The 22315-nt window shown below is 62.4% G+C and carries 19 protein-coding genes; 5 read left to right on the top strand and 14 right to left on the bottom strand.

The annotated features are described in order from the left end of the window. Window positions 1-113 precede the first annotated feature (113 nt). The 7 genes from KXR72_RS06490 to puuE form a co-directional block, all read right to left on the bottom strand. Window positions 114-1664: a cation:proton antiporter domain-containing protein gene (locus KXR72_RS06490; RefSeq protein WP_437420256.1), complete on the bottom strand. Its 1551-nt coding sequence runs from the start codon at window positions 1662-1664 to the stop codon at window positions 114-116. Between the two features lie 127 nt (window positions 1665-1791). Further along, window positions 1792-3141 (bottom strand): nucleobase:cation symporter-2 family protein, encoded by a 1350-nt coding sequence (locus KXR72_RS06485; RefSeq protein WP_437420255.1) that lies wholly within the window; start codon window positions 3139-3141, stop codon window positions 1792-1794. 186 nt (window positions 3142-3327) lie between these two features. Then, window positions 3328-4581: a urate hydroxylase PuuD gene (locus KXR72_RS06480; RefSeq protein ID WP_437420254.1), complete on the bottom strand. Its 1254-nt coding sequence runs from the start codon at window positions 4579-4581 to the stop codon at window positions 3328-3330. Window positions 4582-4715: 134 nt separating this feature from the next. Then, window positions 4716-5240: an ureidoglycolate lyase gene (locus KXR72_RS06475; protein ID WP_437420253.1), complete on the bottom strand. Its 525-nt coding sequence runs from the start codon at window positions 5238-5240 to the stop codon at window positions 4716-4718. Window positions 5241-5364: 124 nt separating this feature from the next. Continuing rightward, the gene (gene alc, locus KXR72_RS06470; protein WP_437420252.1) at window positions 5365-6360 is read right to left on the bottom strand and encodes an allantoicase; all 996 of its coding nucleotides are present in this window, start codon (window positions 6358-6360) and stop codon (window positions 5365-5367) included. A gap of 78 nt (window positions 6361-6438) precedes the next feature. Further along, a complete protein-coding gene (uraD, locus tag KXR72_RS06465) occupies window positions 6439-6954 on the bottom strand; it encodes a 2-oxo-4-hydroxy-4-carboxy-5-ureidoimidazoline decarboxylase (RefSeq protein WP_437420251.1) in 516 nt (171 codons plus the stop codon). Beyond that, window positions 6954-7883: an allantoinase PuuE gene (gene puuE / locus KXR72_RS06460; protein ID WP_437420250.1), complete on the bottom strand. Its 930-nt coding sequence runs from the start codon at window positions 7881-7883 to the stop codon at window positions 6954-6956. The genes uraD and puuE overlap by 1 nt, the downstream gene beginning before the upstream one ends. Before the next feature lie 344 nt (window positions 7884-8227). On the opposite strand from puuE, the gene uraH reads away from it, so the two are divergent. Further along, complete coding sequence (gene uraH, locus KXR72_RS06455) at window positions 8228-8581, top strand: hydroxyisourate hydrolase (protein ID WP_437420249.1); 354 nt, start codon at window positions 8228-8230, stop codon at window positions 8579-8581. A 350-nt stretch (window positions 8582-8931) separates the two neighbouring features. Here the strand turns inward: uraH and KXR72_RS06450 are convergent, their stop codons facing one another. Both KXR72_RS06450 and KXR72_RS06445 read right to left on the bottom strand, forming a co-directional pair. Further along, on the bottom strand, window positions 8932-9558 hold the full coding sequence (locus KXR72_RS06450; RefSeq protein WP_437420248.1) for a LysE family translocator: 627 nt from the start codon (window positions 9556-9558) through the stop codon (window positions 8932-8934). 64 nt (window positions 9559-9622) lie between these two features. Further along, complete coding sequence (locus tag KXR72_RS06445; protein WP_437420392.1) at window positions 9623-10969, bottom strand: NCS2 family permease; 1347 nt, start codon at window positions 10967-10969, stop codon at window positions 9623-9625. A gap of 390 nt (window positions 10970-11359) precedes the next feature. Here KXR72_RS06445 and KXR72_RS06440 point away from each other — a divergent pair, with 390 nt between their 5' ends. From KXR72_RS06440 to KXR72_RS06425, 4 genes are all read left to right on the top strand, one after another. Further along, entirely contained in the window at window positions 11360-12115 is a 756-nt protein-coding gene (locus tag KXR72_RS06440; protein WP_437420247.1) for a GntR family transcriptional regulator, read from the top strand. 196 nt (window positions 12116-12311) lie between these two features. Beyond that, window positions 12312-12983, top strand: coding sequence for a metal ABC transporter ATP-binding protein (locus KXR72_RS06435; protein WP_437420246.1), 672 nt, complete (start codon window positions 12312-12314; stop codon window positions 12981-12983). A 41-nt stretch (window positions 12984-13024) separates the two neighbouring features. After that, window positions 13025-13843, top strand: coding sequence for a metal ABC transporter permease (locus KXR72_RS06430; RefSeq protein ID WP_437420391.1), 819 nt, complete (start codon window positions 13025-13027; stop codon window positions 13841-13843). Between the two features lie 10 nt (window positions 13844-13853). Beyond that, window positions 13854-14726, top strand: a complete 873-nt coding sequence (locus KXR72_RS06425) for a metal ABC transporter substrate-binding protein (RefSeq protein WP_437420245.1) — start codon at window positions 13854-13856, stop codon at window positions 14724-14726. A gap of 83 nt (window positions 14727-14809) precedes the next feature. On the opposite strand, the gene guaD is transcribed toward KXR72_RS06425, so the two are convergent. From guaD to KXR72_RS06400, 5 genes are all read right to left on the bottom strand, one after another. Then, window positions 14810-16117, bottom strand: coding sequence for a guanine deaminase (gene guaD / locus KXR72_RS06420; protein ID WP_437420244.1), 1308 nt, complete (start codon window positions 16115-16117; stop codon window positions 14810-14812). A 152-nt stretch (window positions 16118-16269) separates the two neighbouring features. Then, entirely contained in the window at window positions 16270-17112 is an 843-nt protein-coding gene (gene xdhC, locus KXR72_RS06415; protein ID WP_437420243.1) for a xanthine dehydrogenase accessory protein XdhC, read from the bottom strand. A gap of 130 nt (window positions 17113-17242) precedes the next feature. Beyond that, entirely contained in the window at window positions 17243-19633 is a 2391-nt protein-coding gene (gene xdhB / locus KXR72_RS06410) for a xanthine dehydrogenase molybdopterin binding subunit (RefSeq protein WP_437420242.1), read from the bottom strand. Next, a complete protein-coding gene (xdhA, locus tag KXR72_RS06405) occupies window positions 19626-21065 on the bottom strand; it encodes a xanthine dehydrogenase small subunit (RefSeq protein ID WP_437420241.1) in 1440 nt (479 codons plus the stop codon). The genes xdhB and xdhA overlap by 8 nt, the downstream gene beginning before the upstream one ends. A gap of 167 nt (window positions 21066-21232) precedes the next feature. Further along, entirely contained in the window at window positions 21233-22207 is a 975-nt protein-coding gene (locus KXR72_RS06400) for a 2-oxoglutarate and iron-dependent oxygenase domain-containing protein (protein WP_437420240.1), read from the bottom strand. Window positions 22208-22315: the final 108 nt, after the last annotated feature.

Genomic DNA, 22315 nt, shown 5'->3' with positions numbered 1-22315 from the left:
AAAAAAGCTGTTCGCTCGGTCAGGATGCGCTCGACTATAACAACCTGTGGACAGGAGATGAAACAATAAATTTTGTAATTGTGCACAATCCGGACGGCCGTGCACCCGCCGTGTCAATGGGCCGCGCGTAGCTCTCTCGCGACATGCTCGGCCAGGCCCGCGCCGGCTTCGCTCATCGTCAGGTAGGTACGGTCCGCGCCGGCGGCTTCGATCTGCTTGGCGATATCGTCATACATGGCATGCGAGACGATCAGGCCGCTGAAGCCCTTGCCACGCAGCTTGCGGGTAGAAATGATCTTCGCCTCCGGATCGTTCATCGCCAGGATCACCGCCTTGACCTGATTCATCTCCAGGCTCTCCCAGAACATCTGATCCTCGGCATCGGCGAACAGCACATGGCGGTCGTTCTCGCTGCTCTTCTTCACCGTGACCAGGTCCGAGTCGAGGCTGATCAGGCGCCAGCCCTGCGCCTTGAGATGATCGTAGGCGGCGCGCCCGGTACGGCCCATGCCCATGACCAGAATCTGCGCGTCGCCGAGCGAAACGGGCTGTTCGTCCGGGTGGCGGATGTCACGTTCGAGCGGAATCAGGCGTTTGGCCAGGCGATCGTAGAGCGGGTGCGAAATCCGGTTCAGTTGCGCCGAGATGACGAACGACAATGCCACCGTGATTGCCAGCGGTGTCAGCCATTGTGGCAACACGACGCTGGCGACGATCAGGCCGAATTCGCTGTAGTTGGTCAGGCTCGAGGCGCTGAGAAAGGCGCTGCGCGCGCGCAGGCGGAACAGCAGGAAGAGGAAGAAGAACAGCGCGCCCTTGAGCGGCAGCAGCAGCGCAACGGCGCCGGCGAAGAGCATCGCATCCATGTCCGGCAGCCCGCCGATGCCGATCTGCAGGAAGAAGCCGACGAGGAAGACTTCCTTGATTGCCCACAGCGAGTTGGAAAGTTCGGTCGCGCGCTTGTGCTTGGCGAGCATCGCGCCGAACGCCAGGGCGCCCAGTTCCGAGCTGAGGCCGACATATTCGAAGCCCAGGCCGCCCGCGACCAGCGCCAGCATCAGGCCGAGCAACACCATGAGTTCTTCGTGACCGCTGTAGTCGAGCAGGCGGAACAGCAACGGGCGAAGCAGCGGCAAGAGGAATACCAGCAGGGCCCAGGCGGAGGGCACCTTGCCGCTGGCGATGCTCATCACCACGAGGGCAATCAGGTCCTGGATGATGAGCACGCCGATCGCGACGCGGCCATGGAAGGCGCGCAATTCGCGCTTGCCTTCGAGCACCTTGGCCGCCAGCACGGTGCTGGAAAATGACAGCGCGACCGCCAGCAAGAGGCTGTCGCGCCACGTCGTATCGAGAAAGAAGAAGATCGCGGGCAGCACGATCAGGCTGGAAATGCCGAAGTGCAGCAGGCTGCCGCCGATCACCTCGCGCCGTACCAGGTTGCTCAGCTTGAGCTTGAGCCCGACGGTGAAGAGCAACAGCAGCACGCCGAGATGGGCGAGGTGGGCGAGGATTTCGCTGTCCCGCGGGCCGACACCGATCCGATCGCCAAAGGCTGCCAGGGCGAAGCCGGCACCCAGATAGCCGATCAGCGGCGGCAGGCCGATCGATCTCGAGGCGAGCCCGAGCGCGAAAGCGAAGGCGATCCAGGTGGCTTCGATCATGGGTCAGTCCTTCTCGGTTCGGCAGGCGGGCGCCGCATTTTAACGGGGGCGCATGGCTTGTCGAGCATCGGGAAGAACGCCGCGGTGCGCGGAGCCCGCCCGTGGCAGGCTCCCGGTCGGGTGCCTGTCAGTGGTGCGCGGCACCTGTCAGTGCATGGCGCTCCGGGCCACCCAGAACATTGAACAGCAGGTTGAGCGTCACGGCGCTGAGGGTCGCCACGGCGATGCCGCTGTGGGTGATGGGCTCCATCCAGTGCGGTAAGTGGGCGAAGAACTCGGGCCGCACCACCGGCACCATCCCCAAGCCGATGCTTACCGCGACCAGCAACTGGTTGCGTCGATCGCCAATATCGGCCTCCTGAAGGATTTTGATGCCCGTTGCGGCGACCATGCCGAACATGGCGATGCCCGCGCCGCCAAGCACGGCCGCCGGGATCGAGGCCACGAGAAACGCCGCCTTGGGCAGCAAACTCAGCGTGATGAGAAAGAGACCGGCGATGGCCGTGACGTAGCGGCTACGCACGCCAGTCATCTGCACCAGGCCGATATTCTGCGCAAAGGACGAGTGGGTAAACGTGTTCATGAAGCCGGCCAGAAAGGTCGCGCCGGCGTCGCACAGCAGGCCCCGGCGCAGTTGCCTCGGATCGACTTCCTGACCGGTGATCTTGCCCAGCGCCAGGAACATGCCGGCTGACTCGACGAAGATGATCACCACCACCAGACACATCGACAGAATGGGCGCGAGCAGGAACTGCGGTGCCCCGAAGTGGTTTGGCGTCACCAGCTGCACGGCGGGCGCAGCATCCAATCCGCTGAGATCGACCATGCCCAGGGCACCTGCCAGCACGTAGCCGAGGCCCATGCCGATCAGCACCGAGACATTGACCCAGAAACCCCGCATGAACTGATTGATCAGCAGAATCACCGTCAGTACCGCCGCGGCCACGCCGAGATAGGGCAGGGCGCCGAACTGGCCGGTCCCGCTGCCCCCGCCCGCCCAGTTCACGGCGACCGGAAACAGCGACAGGCCGATGGCCGTGATCACGGTGCCCGTTACCAGCGGCGGAAACAGCCGAACAATCTTGCACACGAAGGGCGCGATCAACAGCCCGAAGAAGCCTGCCGCGATGGTCGCGCCGAAGATGCCGGTCATTCCCACGCCGGGCATGCCGGCCATCACCACCATGCTGCTCACCGCGGCGAAGCTGGCGCCCATCGTCACGGGCATGCGGATGCCGACTGGCCCGATGCCCATGGATTGCACAACGGTAGCGATGCCGGCAACGAGCAGATCGGCGTTGATCAAAAAGGCAATTTCGTCACGCGACAGCCCCGCCGCCTGGCCCACGATCAACGGGACGGCGACGGCCCCGCCATACATCAGCAGTACATGCTGGAAGCTCACCAGCAGCATCTGCAGCAGGGGCAGCCGCGTTTCCGTGGCTGACGCGGTTTCCCGCTCGGTCACATCGTTCATGCAAAAACACCTCGGACGCTTTTGTTATTGGAGGGTCGCGGTGGCCCCGCTGAACGTGCGGAGCCGGGAATGGTGCTTGGGGGGTCCGGCCGTGCCGGGTGCTGTTCGTGAAACCTCGCAGGGGCGTGGTCGAGTCGGTTGGAAGGCAGACGCCGCGCCAGCAAGGGCGCGGCGCCGTGGGCGCGATCAGTCGATCGGCGCGCCCTTGTCGATCCAGGCGCCGAGCTGGTCGCGCTCTTCCTGGGTCATGTTGGTCATGTTGCCGAGCGGCATGATTTGGCTGGCCACGGCTTGCGCATGGATCTTGGCGGCTTGCTGGCGGATCTGTTCAGGGGTGTCGAACATCACACCCGCAGGCGCTGCGCTGAACAGCGGGCTGCTGGGCGCAGCGGCATGGCAAACGGTGCAGCGTTCGTTGATGATCCGATGGACTTCAGCGAACTCGCTGTTTCCGCTTTGCTCTGCCGGCGTTACTGCCGCGGCCTGCTGCGCTTCGATGCTCTGCTCACGCGGGCTGGTCGGGGCGGCGTTGGGCACACCACCCTGGCGGTTCGGCGCGGTGACGAACGCCAGGCAGATCATGCCGACGGCCGCAGCGGGCAGGGCCCAGGCGAAGCGGTTGCTGTCATGACGGGTGTTGAAGTAGTGACGCACCAACACGGCCAGCACCGAAATTCCGGCCAGGATTGCCCAGTTGTACTGGCTGCCGTAGGTGCTCGGGAAGTGGTTGCTGATCATGATGAACAGCACGGGCAGGGTGAAGTAGTTGTTGTGGCGCGAGCGCAACAGGCCCTTGGCCGGCAGCACCGGGTCTGGCGTGCGGTTCTGTTCGATGGCAGCGACCAGTGCGCGCTGGGCCGGCATGATGATGCGGAACACGTTGCCGACCATGATGGTGCCAATCAGCGCGCCGGTGTGGATATAAGCGGCGCGGCCGCTGAACACCTGTGAGTAGGCCCAGGCGGCAAAGATCACCAAAACGAACAGCACCAGGCCGAGCAGTGCGGGCTTTTTGCCCAGCGGCGAGTCGCAGAGCAGGTCATAGACGAACCAGCCGACGATCAGTGAGCCAAAGCCGATGGCGATGGCCATCGCTGGGGTCATGTCGCTACCCGGTGCGATCAAATACAGGGTGGGGTTGAGGTAGTACACGACCATCAGCAGGGTCACGCCCGACAGCCAGGTGGTGTAGGCCTCCCACTTGAACCAGTGCAGGTTCTCCGGCATCTGCGGCGGTGCCAGCTTGTACTTCTCAAGGTGGTAAATGCCCCCGCCGTGAATGGCCCAGAGGTCACCCGAAAGACCGTCGCGCGGGTTGGCGCGGTTAAGGTTGTTTTCCAGCCAGACGAAATAGAACGAGGCACCGATCCAGGCGATGCCGACGATCATGTGAATCCAGCGAATAGTAAGGTTCAGCCATTCGGTCAGATGTGCTTCCACGATAGTTACCTCTTGCACGGCTGGCGGACCAACCGCTGTTTCTTCTTATTCGACTCGTCGCAAGTGTCCGGTCTGTTCTGAAGCACGCACGTTCTCTCGGCTGTGCACGGCAGCCTGGAAAATGCCCTTCGGGGTCAGTCGGTCGCCTGTTCGGAGTCCCGGTGGGGGTCGAGGAGAACCTGCTCATCCTCGGTGAAAAAATGCTCGTCGCAGTTGTTCCCAGAACCGCTGCGATCGACCACCAGGAATTCATCCCGCTTTTCGATCGTCAGCACCGGGTGGTGCCAGACGCCGCGGTGGTAATTGACGCCCTGCCTGCCGTTGCTGCGGAAGGCGCGGACGTGACCCGGTACAGGTGCATCGCCAAGTGGCGCGACCACGACCAGAAAAGGGTTGCCGAGCAGCGGAATGAAGGCCTGGCTGCCCTGCGGGTGTCTTTCGAGCATGCGAATGACCAGCGGCATGTTCAGCGCCTCGGCGGCGAAGATGCTGATGATCGCCTGATCCTCGGGCGCGGCGGTCTCGACTGTGGCCAGCTTGTGATAGCGACGGGTCGAGCCGTTGTTGATCATGAAGTAGTCGCTGCCTTCGGTTTCGATGACGTCGCCGAAGGGGGCGAAGGCTTCCTTGGTCAACGGTTCGATCTTGAGTGTGCGCATGCTGTGCTCGTTAGCTGTTCTGTAGGAGCGAGCTTGCTCGCGATCCTGGGGTGGGTCATTCGCGAGCAAGCTCGCTCCTACGGTCTATGCCTGAAGCGGTATCTGGCCGATGCCGCCTCAACGGTTACTTCACTGCTTTGCCAAACAACCGCAGCCGGCTGACGCCGCCGTCCGGGAAGATGTTCAGGCGTACATGGGTAATCGGGCCAAGCTTAGCGATCTGTTCGCTGAACTCATGCTCGGCATGCATCTCGAGCTTCTGGCTCGGCAGCAGCTCACGCCAGAACAGGCTCTGGGTTTCGATCTGGCTGTCGGTGCCGCCTTTGACGTAGGCCGCCTGGATCGAGCAGCTGTCCGGGTAGTTGCCTTTGAAGTGCAGCGTGTCGACGACGATGCGCTCGATCTCGCCCGGATGGCCGAGGGCGACGATCACCCAGTCATTGCCCGGCGTACGGCGGCGGGCGGTTTCCCAGCCGTCGCCCATGTTCTCGCCACGGTTCGGATTGAGGATGTTGCTCATGCGGCCGAAATGCTCGTCGGAGCAGGCCAGTGCGCGGCCGCCATTGAGCGCCGAGGCGAGGTCGAGCTGCTCGTTGTCGCCGACCGTGCTCCAGTCACGGTACGGAATGCCATGTACACGCAGACGGGCGATGCCGCCGTCCGGGTAGATGTTGAAGCGCAGGTGGCTGACCGGCTTGTCGAAGGCGATCTCGTGGTAGTGATGGCTGTTGCCTTGCAGTTCTACCGCGGGAAGGATCTCAGTCCACTGGGTGCTGTCGTCTGGGTCGCCTTCGGCGAGGAAACAGGCTTCTAGCGAGGCGGACGGCGGGTAGTTGCCAGTGAAGAAGCTGGTGTCGATATCCACACCCTTGATCTGACCCGGCACGCCGAGGCGAATCACCGCATGGTCGTAGCCTTCGAAGCGCTTGCGGCGCGACTCCCAGCCGTCCATCCACTTGCCGTTGTCATCGAACACGCCCTCCTTCCATACGGCCGGTGTTGGCTGGAACAACCGGTTGACGTCGGCGAACCAATCGTCGGTGACGGAAATGGCCTTGGTGCCCAGGCGGGCGTCGGCCAGGTTGACGTATTTTTCGAAGGGTACGGCGTAAGCTTTCATCGCGATCTGCCTTGAATTGAGTGGAGCGGTTTCTGCCTTTATTGCCTGTGTTGCGGTGTTGCCTATTTCCCGTTCCGGCTACATCGCCTGCAGCCGGAACAGGGCGATCTTGTTGATTTCGGCCAGCGCTCGGGCGAACTCCTGATCCGGGCTGTTGTGGATGCGCTCTTCGAACGCCGCGAGGATCTGGTGCCGGTTGCTGCCCTTGACCGCCATGATGAAAGGGAAGCCGAACTTGGCCTTGTAGGCCTCGTTGAGTTCGGTGAAGCGGGCGAATTCCTCGGGCGTGCATTCATGGATACCGGCGCCGGCCTGCTCGGAGGTGCTCGATGCGGTCAGCTCGCCACGCACGGCGGCCTTGCCGGCCAGGTCCGGGTGCGCATTGACCAGCGCCAGTTGGGTGTCGTGGCCGGCGGCGAGCATCGCCTGGGACAGGCGGGTGTGCATCACCTCGACGTAATCCAGCGTCTCGTCGACGCCAGCGCCATAGACCGTCTCGGCGACCCAGGGCGAATGCTCGTAAACATCGGCGAAGGCGGCGACGAAGGCGTCGCGGTCCAGGGTCGACGGCTTGATCGTTTTGAACGGGGTCATCAATTGCGCTCCGCGGTCATGGGGTGGGTGGCGTGCCAATGGCGTGCGATATCGACGCGGCGGGCGAACCAGACCTTGTCGTGCCCCTTGGCATACTCGATGAAGCGCTGCAGCGCGGCCAGACGAGCGGGGCGACCCAGCAGGCGACAGTGCATGCCAATGGACAGCATTTTCGGCGCGCCCTCGCAGCCTTCTGCATAGAGCACATCAAAGGCGTCCTTCAGGTATTCGAAGAAGTCGTCACCCTTGTTGAAGCCCTGCACCTGGGTGAAGCGCATGTCATTGGTGTCCAGCGTGTAGGGAATCACCAGATGCGGCTTGGCGGGCGTCGACTCCGGGTCCCAGTAGGGCAGGTCGTCGTCATAGGTATCGGAGTCATAGAGGAAACCGCCTTCCTCACGCACCAGGCGACGCGTGTTCGGCCCGGTGCGGCCGGTGTACCAGCCGAGCGGGCGTTCGCCGGTCAGCTCGGTGAGTATGCGGATCGCCTCCTGCATGTGCTCGCGTTCCTGGGCTTCGTTCATGTACTGGTAGTCGATCCAGCGATAGCCGTGGCTGCAGATTTCGTGACCGTCGGCGACCATGGCTTTGATCACGTCCGGGTGGCGCTGCGCGGCCATGGCCACGGCGAAGATCGTCAGGGGTATGTCATGGCGCTTGAACAGCTTGAGCAGGCGCCAGACGCCAGCGCGGCTGCCGTATTCATACAGCGACTCCATGCTCATGTTGCGCACGCCCTGAAGCGGCTGAGCGGCGACCATCTCGGAGAGGAAGGCTTCGGATTCCTTATCACCATGCAGCACGCTGCGCTCGCCACCTTCCTCATAATTCAGCACGAAGGACAGGGCGATACGGGCGTCGCCCGGCCAGTGCGGATGGGGTGGGTTCTCGGCGTAGCCGATAAGGTCACGAGGGTAGTCGGCGCTCATTGTCGTTCCTTGTTCGAACCGGGCCGCCGCGTAGAAGGTCCGGCAACCTGTATGGCTCAATTGTATACAAAACGATTTGTGGTTTGTAAATCAAAAATCCAGGATTATTTCTGTCTCGCCTCATCGGTGACGCCGTCTGCCCCTATCGTTTTTCTATGCCGAGCGGCGCTTGGCCTTATGCCTTGTGCTTTTGTGCAGCAGGAAGCGGGCCAGATATGGAAATCGCGAGTTGTGTACAATTCAAAAGAAAACTGTCTTTAATTTTTGTGCGGAGTGCTATGCTCCGGTCACCAATCACCACTAAGGAGGCGGGCAGGGCGGTTCGCGCCGTCGTGCTGGAACCTATGGGACGTTTGACCACACACGTATTGGATGCTGCCCACGGCTGCCCGGGCAGCGATATCTGCATCGAACTCTATCGGGTCGAGGGCGACCGCCTGGAGCGGGTCGCCACGCGCCAGACCAATGCCGATGGCCGCTGTGACACGCCGTTGTTGGAAGGCGACGACTATCGGTCCGGTGTTTATCAGCTGCAGTTTTCTGCGGGTGACTACTACCGCCGTCGTGGGGTGGCGCTAACCGAGCCAGCTTTTCTTGATGTGGTGGTATTGCGGTTTGGCATCGATGCCGAGCAGGACCATTACCACGTGCCTTTGTTGATATCGCCGTATAGCTATTCGACGTATCGGGGCAGCTAGTCCGGTTTCTTAAGTGCTGACTCTACTGGAGTCCTTTTACCCGCCTTAATGGCGGGTTTTTTATGGGGGGTGGGGTTTGGCGTGTGTCGCTCGGCGCCAGTTGCAGGACTGCTTACCTTCTTTTGTGTCGCTGATCGTTAGAGTGGAAGGCCGCGCTGCGTTTTTCCACCGAAGTACAACGGCTTAAGACCTACAGGCGACTCGGACTCTTCGTAACGTGCCCTGGGAGCGGCGCCGTAGTGAGAGAGGCCCGGTCGCATAGCGATCAGATCCAGATGTCGGAACGCGCCCAGCAAGGCGAAATCAATGCCCCAGCCAACCAACTGGCTATGGGCATCGCTTCAAAGCGCCTACCGGCTCATCAACGAAGCCGCCCCCGCGCCCCCAAACAGCGCCGCACTCGTTCGGTTGAACCACACATGCCCCTTCCCGGTGCGCAGGTAACGCGCCGCGCCCTGCGCGCCCAGCCCATAGGCCAGCTTGCAGCACAGGTCCAGTACGGCCCAAGTAGCGATCATCACCAGCAACTGCGTCAGCAATGGCTGCTCCGCATTGAGAAACTGCGGCAGAAATGCGGCGAAGAACAAAATGTCCTTCGGGTTGCTGCCTCCTAGCAGGAAGGCCTGCCCGAACAGTCGGCCGAAGCGCGGAGCCGATACCGCTCCATTGATCTCACGCGCAGCTGGCGCGCGGCGTGCTTCCTGCCAGCTCTGCCACGCGAGGTAGAACAAGTACAGCGCGCCGATCAGCTTGAGCGTGCTGAATAGCCGTTCCGAGGCCATCAGGATGGCGCCGAGGCCGAGCGCCGAGGCGCTGAGCAGGAGAATGGAAGCCGTCACCCCACCAAGAAACGCCGGCCACGAGCGACGCACCCCGTGATTCAGGCTGTTGCTGATCATCAGCAGCGACAGCGGGCCGGGGATCAGGATCACTACCAGCGCCGCACTCGCATACAACAACCAGGTTTCCAGACTCATTTCACCCTCCTGACTTTAATAAGAAAGCCCCGCCGCGGTGCGACGGGGCGGCGATGCGCCTCGCTCAGAGAAAGGCGAACTTGGCGATGAAGATCACGCACAACACATACAGGCTGATCGAGACCTTGTCGCGCTGACCGGTGAGCAGCTTCAGCGTGGCATAGGTCAGGAAGCCCAACGCGATGCCGTTCGCGATTGAGAAGGTAAGGGGCATCATCACCACCGTCACGATCGCAGGAATGGTGTCGGTGTGGTCTTTCCAGTCGATGTGCGCCATGCCGCTCATCATCAGCATTGCCACGTAGATCAGCGCGCCCGCGGTGGCATAGGCGGGGATCATGCCAGCCAGCGGGGCAAAGAACATCGCAATCAGAAATAGCACACCGACGGTCACGGCGGTGAGTCCCGTCCGGCCACCCGCGGCGACGCCCGAGGCGCTTTCGACGTAACTGGTCACCGGAGGGCAGCCGACGAAGGCGCCGACCACGCTGGAGGTGCTGTCGGCTTTTAACGCGCGGGACAAGTTCTGGATCTTGCCGTCTTCGTCGACGAGATGAGCGCGGTGGGCGACGCCCATGAGCGTCCCGGCCGTGTCGAACATATTCACGAAGAGAAACGCCAGGATCACGCTGACCATCGCGACATTCAGCGCGCCGGCAATGTCCATCGCTAGCCAGGTCGGCGCGAGGCTTGGCGGCATCGAGACCAAACCGTTGTATTCGACCAGGCCCATGGCCCAGCCAATACCGGTCACAGCGAGCATGCTCAACAGGATGGCGCCGAACACATTGCGGTGGCTGAGCACGGCAATCATCAGGAAGCACACCGCGGCAAGCAGGGCGGTGGGCTCGCCGAAAGAGCCCATGGTGAGCAGTGTCGCGGGGCTGTCAACGACGATGCCGGCGGTCTTCAAGCCAATCAAACCAAGGAATAAGCCCACCCCCGCACCCATTGCAAAGCGCAGGCTCATCGGGATGCTGTTGAGTAGCCATTCACGCAGTCGCGACAGGCTCATGATCATGAACAGGATGCCGGAGAGGAAGACCGCGCCCAAGGCGATCTGCCAGCTGTAGCCCATCTCGCCAACGACGGTATAGGTGAAGAAGGCGTTGAGGCCCATGCCCGGCGCCAGGCCCACCGGCCAGTTCGCGTACAGGCCCATCAGCAGGCAGCCGAGTGCCGCACCAATGCAGGTGGCGACGAAGGCGGCGCCGTGATCGATGCCGGCGTCGGCCATGATGTTGGGGTTGACGAAGATGATGTACGCCATGGTGACAAAGGTCGTGAGGCCGGCGAGCAGTTCGGTCCTGACACGCGTTCCATGAGCGCTGAGTTTGAAGATTCGGTCGAGCAGACCGGTGGGTTGCGGCTGCAGCCCAAGGGCCGCCTGTTCCTGCTTGGTGCTTTCCACAAGGTGTTCCTCATCGTTCTTGTTGTCGATCACCCAGAGCGACGCTCTTGAGGCAGGTGATGGTGAGGGCGCGTCCCCGGCTGGCCGCGTGTAGGCGCAGCGCCTTGTATTTGACCTGAAGGTCAGGATGGCCTGGCGCGATTATCTATTTGTATACAAAAAATGCAAACGGAATTCGCCGGGGAGATCGGGCGGCCACGGTTCTCCTGGCTCCCAAGAAATGCTAGCGCGTCGGCTCGCGCCGCCAGGCAAAGTGCGTGAGATTTTATACGCTGTTGATTGTGCACAATTATTTTGGATTTATTTCGCGATTTGATTCCCGCTAGCTGCCAGCGAACCTCGGAAACGCAGTAAAGTGCGTGCTGCCGACATTTCCGAACGCGAGTCACCATGAACGAACAGTTGCAGCCTCTGAAGAAGCCGACTCGAAGCGGCAAGGTCCGGACCGGGACCCAGGACGACATCGTTTACGCACATATCTTTGACGCGATTCTCGAACAGCGGCTGGCCCCGGGCACGAAGCTCAGCGAGGAAGCCCTCGGCGAAATCTTCGGCGTGAGTCGCACCATCATTCGGCGCGCCCTGTCGCGGCTCGCGCACGAAGGGGTAGTGCTGTTGCGGCCCAATCGCGGGGCGGTAGTGGCCAGCCCGAGCGTCGATGAAGCGCGGCAGATCTTCTTTGCGCGGCGGCTCGTCGAGAGGGCCATCACCGAGTTGGCCGTACAGCATGCCAGCGCCGAGCAGCTCGCCGAGCTGCGGCAAATGGTCAAGGATGAGCAGGACTGTTTCGCCCGTGGAGATCGCGGAGCTGGCATCCGCCTGTCTGGCGAGTTCCATCTCAAACTGGCCGAGGCCGCGCGTAACGCCCCGCTGGTGAGCTTCCAGCGCAGCCTGGTGTCGCAAACATCGCTGATCATTGCCCAATACGAGAGCGGCAACCGCTCGCACTGTTCCTACGACGAGCACAACGAGCTGATCGACGCCATTGCCGCGCGCGACAGCGACAAAGCAGTGAGCCTGATGATGCATCACATGGATCACATCGACAGCAAGCTCAACCTCGACGAAGAGGGCGCGTCGGACGACTTGCACGCCGTGTTCTCGCACTTGGCCCTCGCGAAGAAAAAGCCGCGCGCGGCGCGCTAATCGCTCTGCAGCGGCTCGCCGGAATCGCGACGCCGCTGCGAAAAACACGCCCACCTTTGAATAGCCAAGCCTGAACACCTCAGTCGGGCGGGGAGCCTATTGCTTTCGCCTGATTTTGTTATGTTATAACTATTACGTTATCGCTTGGCCCTGATGCCAGACACCAGGCTGGCGTCCGATAGAAACCGAGGTAGCAATGATCCGTTGTACGCATTTGCAATGGGGGGCGAGCGGGCGGCCGCTGACGCCACCGCTCGATCTGAGCGCGGCGCCCGGGAGCTTGACTGCTGTGATTGGCAGCAACGGTTCCGGCAAGAGCAGCCTGCTCAAAGTCATCGCCGGGCTGGACCGACCGCTGGCTGGAAGTGTCAAGGTTGAGGCACCGAGGCTCGGGGGTATCGGTTATCTGCCGCAGCAGCAGTATGTCGACCGGCAGTTTCCGATTCGCCTCGCCGAGCTGGTAGCCGGCGGCTTCTGGCGCAGCGTACTCGGGCGACGTGAACGGCAGGCACGGCTGCGTCAGGTGCTCTCAGACTGGGGCCTGCTCGAACTGCAGGAGCAGGGTTTGCATGCGCTCTCCGGTGGCGAACTGCAGCGTGCATTGCTGGCGCGGCTGACCCTGACAGACGCGCAAGTGCTATTGCTCGATGAGCCCGAGGCCGCGCTGGACGAAGTCGGTTTCGATCTGTTGTGGCAGCACCTCGCACGTTGGCAAGCGGAAGGCCGTACGCTTATGTTGGTGAGTCATAACCTCGCCAGCCTCGCCGAGCGGGCGTGCGATGGTCTGCTTGTAGCGCGTAGCGGCTGTGTTGCCGGGCCACTTCGGCAGCTGCTGGTTGCGCCTCATGCTCTCCGGCAGGTCGCGTGACAGTCGATCTGTTGTGGGGACCCTTTGCCGAGTTTGCCTTCATGCGTCGGGCATTGTTCGGTGGCGTGGCATTGGCCTGCAGTGCCGGCCCGCTAGGCGTGTTTCTGATCCTGCGGCGCATGAGTCTGATCGGTGATGCTATCGCCCACGGCATCTTGCCCGGCGCTGCGTTGGCGTTTTGGTTGTTCGGCCTGAGCGTGCCGGCGTTGACGGTGGGTGGGCTAATCGCTGGGTTAGGCATGGCGGGCGCCTCGGCTTGGGTCAGCCGTCGGACCGGGCTGCGTGAAGATGCCAGCCTGGCAGCGCTTTATCCGATCTCGTTGGCGAGCGGCGTTTTGCTGCTCGGGCTGGCCGGACGAAAGCTCGACCTGTTGCACTTGCTGTTTGGCTCCGCGCTGGCGGTAGATGGCACGACAATGCACGGGATGCTCGGCACCGCCGCGTTCAGCCTGGTGCTGTTGACCTTGGTGTACCGCGCACTAGCGCTGGACAGCCTGGACCCGCTCTTCCTGCGTAGCATCAGCCGTTTCGGGCCGCTGGCTCACGCGGTGTTTCTGACGCTGGTGGTGCTCAATCTGGTCATCGGTTTTCAGGCCATCGGTGCGTTGATGGTGGTTGGGCTGATGATGCTACCCGCGGCCGCAGCGCGCTTCTGGAGCCGCCGGCTGATCGTTCTACTCCCACTTGCCGCGCTATTCGGAGCGCTCTGCGTATGGGCAGGGCTGTTGCTTTCGTTTCACGTCAGCCTGCCTAGCGGCCCCTGCATCGTCTTGTTGGCCGGTGCGTTCTATCTGATTTCCATGTTGCTGGGCCCGGTGCAGGGCCTGTTGCGCGTTCAGGCTTTTCCCATCACTCCTTGAGGTGTGTTTCATGCGTTATCTGTTATTCACATTAGCCCTGTGGTTGCCATTTTCGCTGCAGGCGGCCGAAAAACTGGATGTCGTCACCAGCTTCAGCATCCTGGCGGACCTGACGCGCGAAATCGGGGGCGACCGAATCGAGCTGACCAATCTGGTCGATGCGGACGCCGATGCGCATGTGTATGAGCCCAGCCCGGACGACGCTAAAGCGCTGCTGCGTGCCGACCTCATCGTCGCCAACGGGCTGGGGTTCGAGCCTTGGCTGGAGCGCCTGCTGGCCAGCAGCGAGCCGGCGGGCAAGCGCATCAACGCCAGTGCGGGCGTCGTTCCGTTGATGCTGGAAGAAGACGGCGAACAGGTACCGGATCCTCATGCGTGGCAAAGCCTGGCCAATGCCGAGATCTACGTGCGCAATATCGCCCAAGCGTTAGCACAACTCGACCCCACGCATCGCGGCGATTACGAGACGCGACGCGATGCGTACCTGGCGCGCCTGCACGCGTTGCTAAAAAAGGCTGACGAGCGCATTAGCCGTCTGCCGTCCAGCCAGCGCAAGGTCGTGACCAGTCATGATGCCTTCGGTTATCTGGGACAGGCCTGGCAGCTGCAGTTCATCGCCCCGCAAGGATTGTCCACCCATGACGAGCCTTCAGCGGCAGAGGTCGCCGCCTTGATCCGACAAATACGCAGTGAGGGCGTGCGTGCCGTTTTCGTGGAAAACATCCGGGATCCGCGCTTGATCGAGCAAATCGCCGACGAAGCCGGGGCCACCGTTGGCGGTACCCTCTATTCCGATGCGCTGGCCAGTGAAGGGCCGGCCAGCACATACCTCGGCATGTTCGAGCACAACCTCGAGACTTTGATGGCAGCGTTGGAGCCGTAGGGTGAATCACGCGATCCACGCGTTAGAGCACGCTGTCTGCCTAGCTCGCGAGACGATTGATCATCGCGTGTGCGATCTGCTGTTCACGATGCCTTTCGGTGTACCGAAACCCCGGCCGCGTAGGTTTCCTTCACCGCGCGGTCGTCGCCGAGGATCATCAGGGCAAAGAGTTTTTCCTGCAGCGTCGTGGCCTGGCTCAGGCGGTAGTCGATCAGCGGTGTCGCTTTGTAATCGAGCACCACGAAGTCGGCGTCCTTGCCCGGTTGCAGGTTGCCGATCTTGTCGTCCAGATAGAGCGCCCGCGCCCCGCCGAGTGTGGCGAGATACAACGCCTTGAATGCATCGAGCTTCTGGCCCTGTAGCTGCAGCACCTTGTAGGCCTCGTTGAGGCTCTGCAGCTGCGAGAAGCTGGTGCCGCCGCCGACGTCCGTGCCCAGCCCGACGCGCACGCCGTAGCATTCCACCTTCGCCAGATCGAACAGGCCGCTGCCGAGAAACAGGTTGGAGGTGGGGCAGAAGGCCACCGCCGAGCCGGTCTCGCCGAGGCGCTGGCATTCCTCGTCGCACAGGTGCACGCCATGGGCGAACACCGAGCGCGCGCCTATCAAACCGTGATGGTCGTAGACGTCCAGATAACCGCTGCGCTCGGGAAACAGCGCCTTGACCCATTCCACTTCCTGCTTGTTCTCGGAAATGTGGGTGTGCATGTACAGGTCGGGGAATTCGGCGAACAGCTTACCCGCGAGGGTCAGCTGCTCCGGCGTGCTGGTCGGGGCGAAACGCGGGGTGACGGCGTAATGCAGGCGGCCCTTGCCGTGCCACCGCTCGATCAGTTCCTTGCTATCGGCATAGCCGGACTCTGCGGTATCGGTCAGAAACTCCGGTGCATTGCGATCCATCAGCACCTTGCCGGCGATCATTCGCAGATTGCGCTTCTCGCAGGCCTCGAAGAAAGCGTCCACCGACTGCTTGTGCACCGTGCCGAACACCAGCGCGGTGGTGGTGCCGTTGCGCAGCAGCTCGCCAAGAAAAAGATCGGCCTGCTCGCGGGCGTGAGCCATGTCGCTGAAGCGGCCCTCGTTTGGGAAGGTGTAGGTTTCCAGCCAGTCGAGCAGCTGTGCGCCATAGGAGCCGATGACGCCGACCTGCGGGTAATGGATGTGGGTGTCGATGAAACCGGGAGTGATCAGCGCGTCCGGGTATTCGACCACCTCGGTGCCCGCTTTCAGGGTTGGAAGTAGGTCAGCAGCACTGCCGATCTGGGCAATCTTTCCATCCCCGACAACCAGCAGGCCGTCTTCGAAATACTCGTGAGATTGCTCGATACCGACCTCGCGCGGGTCGGCAAGGCAGTGAAGCAGGGCGGCACGGTAGGCTTTGGTTTGGGACATGAAGATTCCGAGAAATTCGTTGTATGTAGGTTGCGTAGGAAAGACTGACTGCGAAAGCGCCGTGGTACCTGTAGGAGCCAGCTTGCTGGCGATCCTGTGGGCTCATCGTAGGCGGTTGCGCATTGACACCGGGAGCAGTGCCGCCTTGCGTATCAGCCCGTTTGTGATCGGCGTGATGCAGGCACGAGCATCGGCACCGGCTTTTCGCCGTCCTGAGCTTTCTCACCAAAGTTGGCGTTGTAGGTGGCGATCACTTCGCCAGCGATGGATACCGCAATTTCGACCGGCAGCTTTCCCTTCACCTCGGCAATACCCATCGGGCAGCGCATGCGTTGCACGGTGTCGGGCTGGAAGCCACGGTCGCGCAGACGGTGTTCGAACTTGGCGCGCTTGCTCTTCGAGCCGATCAGCCCGTAGTAGGTGAAATCGTTACGCTCGAGGATGGCCGCGGTCAGTTCCAGGTCGAGCTGGTGGTTGTGGGTCATGACGATGAAGTAGCTGCCCGCCGGCATCTCGGCCACTTCATCGACGACGTCGTCGTTGACGACTTTTTCCACGCCCGCTGGGATATGGGCCGGGAATTCGTTTTCACGCGAATCGATCCAGCGCACCTTGCACGGCAGGCTGGCAAGCAGCGGCACCAGTGCGCGGCCGACGTGGCCGGCACCGAACACCGCGATATGCGCCTGTGGCTGACCCATGGGCTCGAACAGCAGCACGGTGGCGCCACCGCAGCACTGGCCGAGGCTCGCGCCCAGGGAAAAGCGTTCCAACCGCGTATCACGCACCCGGTTTTCGAGCATCTCGCGGGCAATCGCCTGAGCCTTGTATTCCAGATGGCCGCCGCCGATGGTGTCGTACAGGTGTTCACGACTGACCACCATCTTCGACCCGGCGTTACGCGGCGTCGATCCGCGCTCCTCGATGATGGTCACCAGCACGCAGGGTTCACCTTTGTGTTGCAGCTCGGCGAGGGCGTCGATCCAGCTGTTCATCTCGTTCTCCGATGCCGTATGGCATGCGCGTATTCATGTCGTCGGTGACCGGGTCGCAAGCCGAGCTTGCTCCTACAGGTCGCGGTGGCAAGTTGTAGGAGCAGGCTCTGCCTGCGACCGGTGCAGCGCGTCAGGCCGGGGTGGTTTCCGTGGCGCTTGGCACCGCCGCGGTCCGCTTCAGCTTGCGCATCTGCTCCACGCCCCAGAGCACCCGTTCGGGCGTCGCCGGCGCGTCGATCTTCGGCTGGGCCTTGTAGTCCGCCAGGCTGGCGACGGCATCCTTGATCGCACACCAGACCGAGATGCCGAGCATGAACGGCGGCTCGCCGACGGCCTTGGAGTGGAACACGGTGTCCTCCGGATTCTTGCGGTTTTCCACCAGCTTGACCCGCAGATCCAGCGGCATGTCCGCCACCGCCGGCACCTTGTAACTCGCCGGGCCGCTGGTCATCAGCTTGCCCTTGTCGTTCCACACCAGCTCTTCCATGGTCAGCCAGCCCATGCCCTGGACGAAGCCGCCCTCTACCTGGCCGATGTCGATGGCCGGGTTCAGCGAGGCGCCGACGTCATGCAGGATGTCGCTGCGCAGCATCTTGTACTCGCCGGTCAGGGTGTCGACGATCACCTCCGAGCACGCCGCGCCGTAGGCAAAGTAGTAGAACGGCCGGCCGCGTGCCTGGCTGCGGTCGTAGTAAATCTTCGGCGTGCGGTAGAAGCCGGTGGACGACAGCGAAATTTGGCCGAAATAGGCCTGCTGGATCAGTTCGTCGAACGACACGTACAGGTCACGAATGCGCACCTGACCGTTCTTGAACTCGACGTCTTCTTCAGTGACTTGATAGTGCCGCGCAGCAAACTCGATCAGGCGCTGCTTGATGGTCTGCGCTGCATTTTGCGCCGCCTTGCCGTTCAGGTCGGTGCCGCTGGACGCAGCGGTTGGCGACGTGTTCGGCACCTTGTCGGTATTGGTGGCGGTAATCTGGATGCGGTTTATGTCGACTTGGAACACCTCGGCCACGACCTGCGCGACCTTGGTGTTCAGGCCCTGGCCCATCTCGGTGCCGCCATGGTTCAGGTGGATGCTGCCGTCGGTGTAGACGTGCACCAGCGCGCCGCCCTGGTTAAGGAAGCTGGCAGTAAAGCTGATGCCGAACTTCACTGGGGTCAGTGACAGACCCTTCTTCAAAATCGGGCTCTTGGCATTGAACGCGCGGATCTCTTCGCGGCGCTTGGCGTACTCGCTGCTGGCCTCGAGCTCGGCGGTCATCTCCTCAAGCATGTTGTGCTCGACGGTCTGGTAGTACGGGGTGACGTTGCGCTCGGTCTTGCCGTAGTAGTTGCGCTTGCGCACCTCTAGCGGGTCCTTGCCCAGCTCGCGCGCAACCGTGTCCATGATCTCCTCGATGGCAACCATGCCTTGCGGGCCGCCGAAACCGCGGTAAGCGGTGTTGGAGGCCAGGTTGGTCTTGCAGCGATGGCCGTTGATGGTGGCGTCGCCCAGGTAATACGCATTGTCCGAGTGGAACATGGCGCGGTCGACGATGGAGCCGGAGAGGTCCGGCGAGTAGCCGCAGTTGCCGGCCAGGTCGATCTCGATGCCATGCACCAGGCCGTCGTCATCGAAGCCGACGTCGTACTCGACGTAGAAGGGGTGACGCTTGCCGGTCATGGTCATGTCTTCCATGCGCGGCAGACGCATCTTGGTCGGGCGGCCGGTGAGGTGCGCGATCACGGCGCACATGCACGCTGGGCCGGCGGCCTGGGTTTCCTTGCCGCCGAAGCCGCCGCCCATGCGGCGCATGTCGATGACGATCTTGTTCATCGAGACGCCTAGTACTTCGGCGACCAGCTTCTGCACCTCGGTGGGGTTCTGCGTGGAGGTGTAGACGATCATGCCGCCGTCTTCGGTGGGCATGACCGACGAAACCTGGGTTTCCAGATAGAAGTGTTCCTGTCCGCCGATGTGCAGGCTGCCCTGCAGGCGACGCGGGGCGGTGGCCAGCGCGCCACTGGAATCGCCACGCTTGTGGGTATGGCTGTCGAGTACGAAGTGCTTCTTGCGCAGCGCATCGACCACGTCGATCACCGGCTCCAGGTCTTCGTATTCGATGATCGCGGCCATGGCCGCTTTGCGCGCGGTTTCCAGGCTGTCGGCGGCGACGGCGATCACAGGCTGGCCGACATACTCGACTTTGCCATCGGCCAACAACGGGTCACCGGGCATGACTGCGCCAATGTCCAGTTGACCCGGCACGTCCTGCGCCGTGATGGCGATGGCCACGCCCGGAATCTGGTAGCAGGGCGCGGTGTCGATGCGCACGATGCGCGCGTGGGCACGGTCGCTCATGCGGGCATAGACGTGCAGCTGATTGGGGAATTCCAGGCGGTCGTCGACATACACCGCCTCGCCAGTGACATGCTTGGGCGCGCTGTCATGCTTGACGCTGCGGCCGACGCCAGTGATCAGGTCCTGCTTGAACAGGGCGGCGATTTCTTCCTGGGTTTTGGTTGGCTTATGCATAGGAAGTGACCCTCGTCTCGTACGCCGGCGCTTGTTGTTCGTGGAAGCATTTGCGCAGCAGGTTCTGTGCGACCAGCAGGCGGTATTCGCGGCTGGCTCGGAAGTCGGTCAGTGGCGTGAAGTCGCTCTCCAGCGCCTCGCAAGCTCGCTCGATGGTGTCGGCAGTAAACGGCGCGCCGATCAGTGCGCGCTCGCAGGTCACTGCACGTTTTGGAATGGCCGCCATGCCGCCGAAGGCCACCCGGGCATCGTCGATCAGACCGTCTTCGAGCTTTAGGTCGAAGGCTGCACAAACGGCGGAGATGTCATCGTCTAGGCGCTTGGACACCTTGTAGGCGCGGAACAGCTGGTTCGGCTGGGCGCGCGGCACGATGATCTTCTCGATGAATTCACCTTGCTCGCGAGCGGTGACCTTGTAGTCGATGAAGTAATCCTGCAGCAGCAGGGTGCGGCTGTTGTTGCCTTTGCGCAGCACGACTTGCGCACCCAGCGCGATCAGCAGGGGTGGCGAATCGCCGATGGGCGAGGCGTTGCCGATGTTGCCGCCCAGGGTGCCCTGGTTGCGGATCTGCAAGGAGGCGAAGCGGTGCAGCAGCTCGCCGAAGTCCGGGTATTCCTTCGCCAGCACTTCATAGCAATCGGTCAGCGGAGTGGCGGCGCCGATCTCGATGCCCTTGTCGGTGACTTCGACCTTCTTCATCTCGGCGATGTGGCCGACGTAGATCATCACCGGCAGTTCGCGGTGGAACTGGGTGACTTCCAGGGCGAGGTCGGTACCACCCGCGAGCAGGCGGGCGTCCGGGTTGGCGCTGTAGATGTCAGCCAGATCGCCTACGGTCAGCGGCGACAGGCAGCGCTTGTCGCCGCTGTTCAACTCGGCGGTTTCGCGGGGTTCGATGGCCTTCAGTTGGGCGACGGTTTCGGCCTCACGCGCATCGAACTGGTCCGGCTGCTTTCCGCAGCAGGCCTGCTCGGCAGCCTCCAGGATCGGACGGTAGCCGGTGCAGCGGCAGAGGTTGCCGGCGAGGGCTTCATGGGTGTCGGCTTTGTCGAAACCGTCCGCTGATTTCTGCAGGGCGAACAGGCTCATGACGAAGCCCGGTGTGCAGAAGCCGCATTGCGAGCCGTGGCAGTCGACCATGGCTTGCTGAACGCTGTGCAGCTGCCCCTGGTGCTTGAGGTCTTCGACGGTGATCAGCTGTTTGCCGTGCAAGGCGCTGACGAAGGTCAGGCACGAATTGAGCGTGCGGTAGCGCAGGCGGTCACCGTCCAGCTCACCGACCACGACGGTGCAGGCACCGCAGTCACCGGAAGCGCAACCTTCTTTGGTGCCGGACTTGCCGCGATGTTCGCGCAGGTATTCCAGCACGGTGGTATTCGGATCGAGTGTCTGCTCACGGCGCAGTTCTCGATTGAGAAGAAACTGGATCAAGGCGGGCCTCCGGGGCTTATTGTTCTGGGCTCTGGCGGTGGAAATTAGCGGTATCTGACTTTTCGGTCAACTAATTCCTGACTCCAAAGTCAATGCGGCCGACGAGCGCATCCCAGGGATGGCGCCCACAACGTGCCATCCCGGGGTGAACAGGGCTTGAGTGTGGCTCAGGCGGGCAGAGGTTGCTGCTCGCGGCGATAGGCGTAGGTCTCGGCAAAGCGCGACAGCATGTACTGGCTGCACGTCGTGGCCGGGTACTTCGGTGGATTGTCCGCGCTATGGCAACCCGGCAGGCAAGCGATTTCGGTGTCCGGATGCGGCTCGGCAAAGAACGGCATCGAGTAACGATCCACACCCAGCGGGCTGATCACACGGTGCGGCGTCGACTTGTACCGGTCGTTGCTCCAGCGCGCCATCATGTCACCGATGTTGACCACGTAAGTGCCCTCGATGGCTGGCGCGTCGATCCACTCACCCTTGACGTTCTGTACCTGCAGACCGCCGGCCGAGTCCTGATGGAGCAGGGTGACGCAACCGTAATCGGTGTGCGCGCCAGCGCCTTGCTGATCTGCGCTAGTGGCGGTCTGTCGCGGCGGGTAATGAATCATACGGAACACGCTGATGGGCTCGACGAAGCGCTTGTCGAAGAAGTCCCGCTCGATACCCAGTGCCATGGCGATGGCGCGCAGCAGGGTACAGGCCAGCGCCTGCATGTCCTGATAGTGCGCCTCCAGCAAGGGTTGCCAGGTCTCAAGCTGCGCCGGGTGGCGATTAGGGCCGCGTAGTGGTTTGCCGGCGAGCACGTCGGGATGGTCCGCGGGCATGTGAAAACCCATGTCGAAGGTTTCCTTCAGGTCGCACGGCTGGTTTGGGTCCAGCTGCTCCGTGGCGACAGCGCCGTAACCGCGGTGGTGCTGGCTCTTTGTGATATCGATCTCGAGCTTTTGCTCGGTCGGCAGGGCGAAGAAGCGCTTCGCATGTGCGGTCAGCTCGGTAATTCGTTCTGCGCTGATGGGGTGCCCCTTGATATAGAAGAAACCCCAATCGCGGCAGGCGCGATCAATCTGTTCGGCTACCTCAAGATGGCCCGCCTCGTTGTTACGGTACAGCGGGGAGATATCGATGATGGGCAATGCGTTCATGGTTGACTCCGCAATACGCGCCGCCGGTCTTCTCGTACCGGCGGCCTTCGGGGGTGGTGCCCCCTTGCGTGCGGTTCGCCCGGAGGCGGGACGGCACGCAATGTCCGC

The organism is Stutzerimonas chloritidismutans (assembly GCF_051486945.1).
In the GTDB taxonomy this organism is placed as follows: domain Bacteria; phylum Pseudomonadota; class Gammaproteobacteria; order Pseudomonadales; family Pseudomonadaceae; genus Stutzerimonas; species Stutzerimonas chloritidismutans_B.
This window is presented reverse-complemented; position numbering and strand designations above follow the sequence as displayed.